Source organism: Herbaspirillum lusitanum P6-12 (assembly GCF_000256565.1).
Lineage (GTDB): Bacteria > Pseudomonadota > Gammaproteobacteria > Burkholderiales > Burkholderiaceae_D > Herbaspirillum > Herbaspirillum lusitanum.
Genome location: NZ_AJHH01000534.1, coordinates 1 through 7,447, shown reverse-complemented (window position 1 = coordinate 7,447; position 7,447 = coordinate 1). Strand labels below are relative to the sequence as shown.

General features: G+C 58.1%; 9 protein-coding genes. 5 read left to right on the top strand and 4 right to left on the bottom strand.

What is annotated here, in order from left to right:
* Both HLUSI_RS32825 and HLUSI_RS0117740 read right to left on the bottom strand, forming a co-directional pair.
* On the bottom strand, positions 1-370 hold a 370-nt coding region (locus HLUSI_RS32825; protein WP_202946939.1), incomplete at its 3' end, for a hypothetical protein.
* Positions 371-402: 32 nt separating this feature from the next.
* Positions 403-1,158, bottom strand: a complete 756-nt coding sequence (locus tag HLUSI_RS0117740; RefSeq protein ID WP_016835234.1) for an SDR family oxidoreductase — start codon at positions 1,156-1,158, stop codon at positions 403-405.
* A 114-nt stretch (positions 1,159-1,272) separates the two neighbouring features.
* Here HLUSI_RS0117740 and HLUSI_RS0117735 point away from each other — a divergent pair, with 114 nt between their 5' ends.
* Positions 1,273-1,857, top strand: a complete 585-nt coding sequence (locus tag HLUSI_RS0117735; RefSeq protein ID WP_016835233.1) for a TetR/AcrR family transcriptional regulator — start codon at positions 1,273-1,275, stop codon at positions 1,855-1,857.
* A gap of 175 nt (positions 1,858-2,032) precedes the next feature.
* On the opposite strand, the gene HLUSI_RS0117730 is transcribed toward HLUSI_RS0117735, so the two are convergent.
* On the bottom strand, positions 2,033-3,199 hold the full coding sequence (locus HLUSI_RS0117730; RefSeq protein ID WP_016835232.1) for a mandelate racemase/muconate lactonizing enzyme family protein: 1,167 nt from the start codon (positions 3,197-3,199) through the stop codon (positions 2,033-2,035).
* A 108-nt stretch (positions 3,200-3,307) separates the two neighbouring features.
* Between HLUSI_RS0117730 and HLUSI_RS0117725 the strand changes: the two genes are divergently transcribed.
* The 3 genes from HLUSI_RS0117725 (at position 3,308) to HLUSI_RS0117715 (ending at position 5,402) form a co-directional block, all read left to right on the top strand.
* Entirely contained in the window at positions 3,308-4,204 is an 897-nt protein-coding gene (locus HLUSI_RS0117725; RefSeq protein ID WP_016835231.1) for a LysR family transcriptional regulator, read from the top strand.
* Positions 4,205-4,372: 168 nt separating this feature from the next.
* Positions 4,373-4,528: a hypothetical protein gene (locus HLUSI_RS33485; protein ID WP_016835230.1), complete on the top strand. Its 156-nt coding sequence runs from the start codon at positions 4,373-4,375 to the stop codon at positions 4,526-4,528.
* A gap of 16 nt (positions 4,529-4,544) precedes the next feature.
* Positions 4,545-5,402, top strand: coding sequence for an NAD-dependent protein deacetylase (locus tag HLUSI_RS0117715; RefSeq protein ID WP_016835229.1), 858 nt, complete (start codon positions 4,545-4,547; stop codon positions 5,400-5,402).
* 4 nt (positions 5,403-5,406) lie between these two features.
* Here HLUSI_RS0117715 and cfa read toward each other — a convergent pair whose 3' ends face one another.
* Entirely contained in the window at positions 5,407-6,570 is a 1,164-nt protein-coding gene (gene cfa / locus HLUSI_RS0117710; RefSeq protein ID WP_016835228.1) for a cyclopropane fatty acyl phospholipid synthase, read from the bottom strand.
* Positions 6,571-6,932: 362 nt separating this feature from the next.
* On the opposite strand from cfa, the gene HLUSI_RS0117705 reads away from it, so the two are divergent.
* A partial coding sequence (locus tag HLUSI_RS0117705; RefSeq protein ID WP_016835227.1) for a PAS domain-containing protein occupies positions 6,933-7,447 on the top strand: 515 nt, incomplete at its 3' end.

Genomic DNA, 7,447 nt, shown 5'->3' with positions numbered 1-7,447 from the left:
GCCCGCGGCGCGCGCGCGCCGCTAGCAGCACCTCGAGCAAATTTGCCGGATCTGATTTTGCGTCACCATGTATTAGCCGAGCCCAAAGTTCGGAAAAGCGATAACTCTCTTTTGGTGTCACTGACTGCCAACTGTGAGGCGTTAAGGCCAGTGCCTGCATCGGAAACAATTTTTCGAGAGCTACCCCACTACGAACCTGCGCTGCCAGAAGAGCGGATAATGATGACCCAATTAGCACGTCCGCTGCGGAGAGATCGCATCCTTTAGATTTCAACCCAGACAGCAATCCGGCTATCCATGCCATGCCGACAACACCTCCCGCATCAAGCACGACAGCTCGCTCAATAATTTCGTTTGTGGGATTAGGCATCGACGGGCTCCTTCATGCTTTGTTCGACTGTCTCAGTCCGGGGCCTTCCATGCAGACAGCATTCCAAGCATATTGTCGTAGTTTCCAGTAGCTTCGGCAGTGCGTAAAAATTTGGCGCGTTCCACGATGACTTCCTTAGGCGCGGGTTCGCTATGCAAGAGGGAGAGCGCCTCATCAAGGAACTCTTCGAGGGGCATGGCTTGTTCGTCACTTTCCTGACCGAACAAGGTGGTGCGCACACCAGGGGGAGCTAACTCAATTACGCGCACTGGAGTGTCGGCGAGTTGTACGCGCAGGCCTTCGGTAAACGAATGGACGGCCGCCTTGGTGGCGCTATAGGTCATGGCGATGGGGAACGGAACAAACGCCAAGGCGGAGCTGACATTGATGATGACGCTATCGTTTTTCCGAGCAAGTTGCGGCAAGAACGCATAGGTCATGCGAATGGTGCCAAGAAGGTTGGTCGTGACAGTCTCTTCCGCGCCCTTCAGTGAATCAGGCGTCAAAACGCTTTCGCTCAACATGATGCCAGCGTTGTTGATCACCACATTCAAGTCAGGATAACGCTCGGCCACGAATTCACTCGCTTGGACGATCGATTTGGCGTCCGCGACATCCAGTTCGATGGCTTCGATGCCTGGATGATCGGTCGTAATCTGCTGAAGCAATGCCTTTCGTCTTCCTGCGATGATGACCTTGTTGCCAGCCTGATGAAAACGCAGCGCCAAGCCGAGGCCTATGCCCGCGGTGGAGCCAGTGATGAGAATAGTATTGCCGGTGGTCTTCATGGGTTTCTCCTGAGGGATAAAAAAGGTAAAATCGGAAACGGACAATAATCCGCTTAAATAAAGACTATCGGACAATTGTCCGCTTGTCAAATTTGCCGATCAAGAGGAGGACATGTGGATAGCCCCAAGCGCTCTGACGCCGTACAGAATCGTGAACGCATTCTGACGGTCGCACTCGCGGAGTTGATCCGCTCAGCAGAGGTGCCGCTGAGTGCAATTGCCAAGAAGGCTGGCGTCGGCCAGGGAACCTTTTATCGTCACTTCCCGACGCGCGAGGCGTTGGTCATGGAGGTATATCGCCACGAGATGTCGCAAGTCGTCGAGTTTGCAAAGTATCTGCTTGAGACTCGTGCTCCCGACCAAGCCCTGCGAGAGTGGATGAACCGCCTCGCCGAGTACGCCATAACCAAAGCGGGTCTGGCTGAGGCCATCCGGCTGGCTTCGGTTTCGAAGGAATGTGCCCCCGGTACGGGAGGCTATGCATCAGTGATCGCTGCGGCACAAATGTTGCTGGATGCAAATGAGAAGGCTGGCACTATCCGCGCAGGAATCACTGCGGATGACTTTTTTCTGGCAATTGCCGGCATTTGGCAGATAGACGCCAACGCGGACTGGCGTCCGCGCCTCGCCTGGCTCATGGATCTCGTCATGGAAGGATTGCGCGCAGGTGCGCCGGTGCGAGTTGGCGCGTCTCGATAGTGATTTGAAGCATCTTTGGCTTCGTCGCGCATGTCGCACCGCTAATTTTGTGCATGGATAAGTCGGTCGACGGAAGAATGTTCGTTCGATCGCCCTGGCGCCGTACCGACTTAGCGGCACGGCGTGGCCTGCCGGCTTCGATTGGCCGGCTTGTGCCACAGTTTTCTCACGCTCGTTACCCGGCCAGTTTGACCATTTCCTGATACAGGTCGGCCTTGCCTTCGAAACCGATACCAGGCAGCTCTGGCAGCAGAATGTGCCCATTTTCCACCTTCACCCCATCCGGGAATCCCCCGTAGGGTTGGAACAAATCCGGATAGGACTCATTTCCACCGAGCCCCAGGCCAGCGGCAATGTTGAGCGACATCTGGTGGCCGCCGTGCGGGATGCAGCGCTTGGGTGACCAGCCATGCTCGCGCAGCATGTCTAGCGTTCGCAGGTATTCCACCAGGCCATAGCTCAAGGCGCAGTCGAACTGCAGCCAGTCGCGGTCGGCGCGCATCCCGCCGTAGCGAATCAGGTTACGCGCGTCCTGCATCGAGAACAGATCCTCGCCGGTGGCCATCGGGTTTTTATAGTAGTTGCGCAGTGTCGCCTGCAGCTCGAAGTCGAGCGGGTCACCTGGTTCCTCGTACCAGAACAGATCGTATTGCGAGAGCGCCTTGGCATAGGCCACGGCGGTGTCCAGGTCAAAGCGTCCGTTGGCGTCAACCGCCAGCTTTTGGCCGTCCTGCAGGACACTCAATACGGAGTCGATACGACGGAGGTCCTCGTCGAGCGAGGCGCCGCCGATCTTCTTCTTGACCACCGTGTAGCCACGATCAATGTAGCTGCGCATTTCGTCCTTCAGCTTGTCGTGGTTCTGGCCCGGATAGTAGTAGCCCCCGGCGGCATACACGAAGATCTTGCGGTCGGGAGTGCCATTCCCGTAGCGATCCGCGAGCAGTTGGAAAAGCGGCTTGCCTTCGATCTTTGCCACGGCGTCCCAAACGGCCATGTCGATGGTGCCGATCGCGACCGAGCGCTCGCCGTGCCCACCAGGCTTCTCGTTGGTGAACATGCAGTTCCAAATCTTGTGCGGATCGATGTTGGTACCGCTGTCATCAACCAAGCTTGCAGGATCGGCTTCGAGCACGCGGGGAATGAAGCGCTCGCGCATCAATTTTCCCTGGCCATAACGACCATTTGAATTGAATCCATAGCCGATCACAGGTTTGCCGTCGCGAATCACGTCGGTCACGACGGCGACCAAACTCAGTGTCATTTTGCTAAAGTCAATGTAGGCGTTGCGGATTGGGGAACTGATCGGCACAGTTTTTTCGCGGATTTCGACGATTCTCATGAGGTGTCTCCTAAGGGTGGAAAGGCTGGTCGTTCAGCGCATGTGCAGAGACTACTCTTCAAACCTTTTGCTATAATTTCCCACTATTTAAACCATAATTAACTCTAAGTGAAAATTGAAACCGCTCCGGATCTGGCGTTCTTCGTCGTGCTGGCCAAGCTGGGCAGCCTGTCGGGTACCGCGCGTGAACTGGGCCTGACGCCACCGGCGGTCACCAAGCGACTGATGATGCTCGAACAGCGACTAGGGGTCCGCCTGGTTAACCGCACCACCCGTCGTTTTAGTCTGACGAGCGAAGGCGAGAGTTATCTGGCGCAAGCGACGCAAATCCTCGACCGCATTCGCGATATGGAGGAATCAGTCTCGAGTGGCCGCGCAGCGCCTAAAGGACTGCTACGGGTGAACGCGACGCCCGGCTTCGGGCGCACTCGGATAGCACCCTTGGTGTCCCGGTTCGCGCACGATCATCCGGACGTGGAAGTCGAATTGCAGTTGACCGATCGACCGATCAGCCTTGTCGAAGAGGCCTATGATCTGGCGATTCGTTTCGGCGAACTCCCTGATACGCGACTTAGTGCGCGCAAGCTTATGTCGAACAAGCGTTTTCTGTGTGCCTCTCCTGCCTACCTTAAAAAGGCGGGCGAGCCTTTAACCCCTGAGGAACTGCATCGTCATCGCTGCATTCTTCACCGCCAGAACGATGACGTCTACGGGACTTGGCGCCTCGAAAAAGGCAAGAAGATCGAGCTTGTGAAAGTAAGGGGCGCCGTGTCGAGCAATGATGGCGACGTGGTAATGAACTGGGCCCTGGAAGGTCACGGTATCGTGCAGAGGTCTGAGTGGGATGCAGCGAAATATCTGGCCAGTGGGCGCCTGAAGGAAGTAATGCCAGGCTATGCGCTGCCTTCTGCCAATTTGTATGTCTACTATCTCAGCAGGCGAAACTTGCCTGCGAAGGTTCGAAGTTTCGTTGACTTTCTTGTGGCTGAATTCAAAGGGCCTTAATCTCTACACTGGCATTCTCGGCACGGGGCCTTTGATGCGGCCTTCACGAGTGAAAGAAGCCGAAGCACTCTCCGCGCCCGACACTATCGTTTTGATCAATGGTACGATCTCATCGCTAGCCATTCCCGGACTCGGCGGGCACCTTCATCAACATCAACAAGATCATTCATGAAACGAGTCATCACCTGCATCCTCATCGGCGTCATCCTCTATTTCCTGATGCCGGTCATCACCAAATTCATCCCGCAATATCGCCTGGCGGTCTGGTCGATTACAGCAGCGCTGGTGTCCTTCATTGTCACTGCGGGCATGGATCGGGTCTGAGGAAACAGCTTCTTTGATGGAAAAGATGTCCAGCCAGCTTGATGCGGACGTGGCGGCGCTGACCGCATTCATGGCGCCGCATCGCCATGTGCTGGTCCTGAGCGGCGCCGGCATCAGCACGGCGTCAGGCATTCCCGACTATCGCGACGCCAACGGCGTGCGGCGCGGCAAGGCGCCGATGGAAGGCCCTGCCTTCCGCAGCTCGGAAGCCATGCGTCGACGCTATTGGGCGCGCAGCATGATCGGCTGGCCCAAGCTGGCCGGGACCGCGCCGAACGCCGGTCACCGCGCGCTGGCGGTGCTCGAACACGCCGGCAAGGTTTCCACCATCCTGACGCAGAACGTCGACGGCCTGCATCAGCAAGCCGGCAGCAGCAACGTCATCGAATTGCATGGCAACATCCACCGCGTGGTCTGCCTCGATTGTGCAACGATGCACACGCGCCGCAGCGTGCAGGACCTGCTTGAACAGACCAACCCTGAACTTGCCGCCGGCGATGCGGCGGCCTTGCCCGACGGCGATGCCGATCTGGAGACCGGCGCCCTCGCCGGCTTCCACGTGCCGCCTTGTCCGGTGTGCGGCGGCATGCTGCAACCCGACGTGGTGTTCTTCGGCGACGGCGTCCCCCGTGCGCGCAGTGAGGCGGCCGAACGCGCGGTGGCGTCCGCCGATGCAGTGCTGGTGGTGGGGTCCTCGCTGGTGGTGTTTTCGGGCTACCGCTTTTGCCGCATGGCTGCGGAAGCGGGAAAGCAGATTGCCGCGATCAACCGCGGCGTCACGCGCGCGGATCCTTTGCTGTCGCTCAAATGCCAGGAGGCGGCGGAGTTGCTGTTGCCTTTGCTGGCGGATCGCCTGGGGTCAGCACAGGCTTAGGACCTCAGATGCGCTCGCGCCGATAACCGCCCATCACGCCCTTCTTCGACAACACCCATTGCCACAGCTGGATATCGCGGGCGCGGAATGCGCCGGCGCAGGACAGCAGGTAATAACGCCACATGCGGCGGAAGCGCGCGCCCAGTTGCGCCTCGAAACGCGGCCACGCGGCTTCGAAGTTGCTGTGCCAGGCCATCAGCGTCTTGTCATAGTCGGCGCCGAAGTTGTGCAGATCCTCCACCACGAACAAGTGATCGAAGGCGTCGCCCATCTGGCCGATTGATGGCAGGTCGCCGTTGGGGAAAATATATTTGTCGATCCACGGATCGGGAGAAGACTTGCGCTGGTTCTTGCCGATGGTGTGCAGCAGGAACAGGCCGTCATCGGCCAGGCAGCGATGCGCAACTTCCATGTAGGTGCGGTAGTTGCGGCGACCCACGTGTTCGAACATGCCGATGCTGACGATGGCGTCGAAGCGTTCATTGAGTTCGCGGTAATCCTGCAGCCGGAAGTCGAGCGGCAGATGGCCGTAGCGCTCTTTCGCCAGCGCAATCTGTTCCCTGGAAATACTCACGCCCACCGCTTCGACGCCGTAGCGTTCGGCGGCAAAGGCCATGAAGCTGCCCCAGCCACAGCCGATATCGAGCACGCGCATTCCCGGCTTCAGTTGCAGCTTGCGGCAAATCAGGTCGAGCTTGGCTTCCTGCGCGTCTTCCAGCGTGGTCGCCGTGTTCCAGTAGCCACAGGTATAGGTCATGCGCGAATCGAGCATGGCGGCGTAGAAATCATTGCCAAGGTCGTAGTGCACTTCGCCGACCATGCGCGAGCGCTTGAGGTTCTGGCGATTCATGAATTTCGCCGCCAGCACGTGGCCGACCAGTCGCAGCGGCTTGATGTTGTCGGTCAGTCGCGTGCGCAACAGCCGCGAGAAAAATTCGTCGAGCTGTTCGGCGTCCCAGTCGCCGTCCATGTACGCTTCGCCGAGACCGAGGTTGGCTTGCGAGAAAGCGCGTTCCGGCACACCGGCGCGATGCAATTGAATATCCCAGGGATTGCTGCCGTTGATGCGGATACCGCCGTGACCGAGCATCTCGGCCAAGGCGCGGAAAATTGCCGAATCTTGTTGGAGCTCGCCTGGCGAGCTGATTGCGGAGGCATTCGAAGACATGTGCTGCGTTCCTGTTTGATGAGTTGAGGGGCGAGTGCGCTGCTCGGGCAACGTCGAATCTTTCTGCAAGTCATGTACTAAAAGATAAATCAGACGAAAGTCTTTTGCACAATTGATTAAATCTTTTAAATCAATTGATGGTGACTATTGATGCAATGACGTCGGCGACATCCTCCGCAATCCCGCTGCCGGCATGGATTGGCAGCGAATTCCCCGGAATTTTGCCAAACATTTTCGTGCTGATTTCATGCGCCTTGCCACACGCCGGGTTATCCTTGCGACAATCTTCCCTGCCGCCAATGACTGCGCGCCTCACTCCAAACGCATCGCCACACCACATGACCAGACAAGTAAAAAAACAAATGGAGCCCGACAGCGCCGTCTATAAAACCCTGCTCGAATCGACCAGGGCGATACCCTGGAAAATCGACTGGGCCACCATGAAGTTTGCCTACGTCGGTCCGCAGATCGAAGCGTTGCTGGGCTGGACGCCGGAGAGCTGGGTATCGGTGGAAGACTGGGCTGCGCGCATCCATGCGGAGGACCGCGAAGGCGTGGTGAATTTTTGCGTGGCGCAATCGAAGGCCGGCGCCGACCATGAAGCCGACTACCGCGCCATCACGCGCGATGGCGAACACGTCTGGATCCGCGACGTGGTGCACGTGGTGCGCAAGCCGGACGGCGAAGTCGAAGCGTTGATCGGCTTCATGTTCGACATCACCGAGCGCAAAAAGAATGAAGCGCGGCTGGCGGAATTGCAGAAGGAACTGGAAGCCCTGTCCTACCGCGACGCCCTTACCGACGTCGCCAACCGGCGCATGTTCGACTCGGCGCTGGAAGTCGAATGGGCCAACGCCGTCCGGAACCGTACGCCCCG

What these genes read in the sequence shown, in the direction of transcription:
- HLUSI_RS0117740 (WP_016835234.1), bottom strand. Translation starts at nt 1,158, where the DNA reads ATGAAGACCACCGGCAATACTATTCTCATCACTGGCTCCACCGCGGGC.
- HLUSI_RS0117730 (WP_016835232.1), bottom strand. Translation starts at nt 3,199, where the DNA reads ATGAGAATCGTCGAAATCCGCGAAAAAACTGTGCCGATCAGTTCCCCA.
- HLUSI_RS33485 (WP_016835230.1), top strand. Translation starts at nt 4,373, where the DNA reads ATGAAACGAGTCATCACCTGCATCCTCATCGGCGTCATCCTCTATTTC.
- HLUSI_RS0117715 (WP_016835229.1), top strand. Translation starts at nt 4,545, where the DNA reads ATGGAAAAGATGTCCAGCCAGCTTGATGCGGACGTGGCGGCGCTGACC.
- cfa (WP_016835228.1), bottom strand. Translation starts at nt 6,570, where the DNA reads ATGTCTTCGAATGCCTCCGCAATCAGCTCGCCAGGCGAGCTCCAACAA.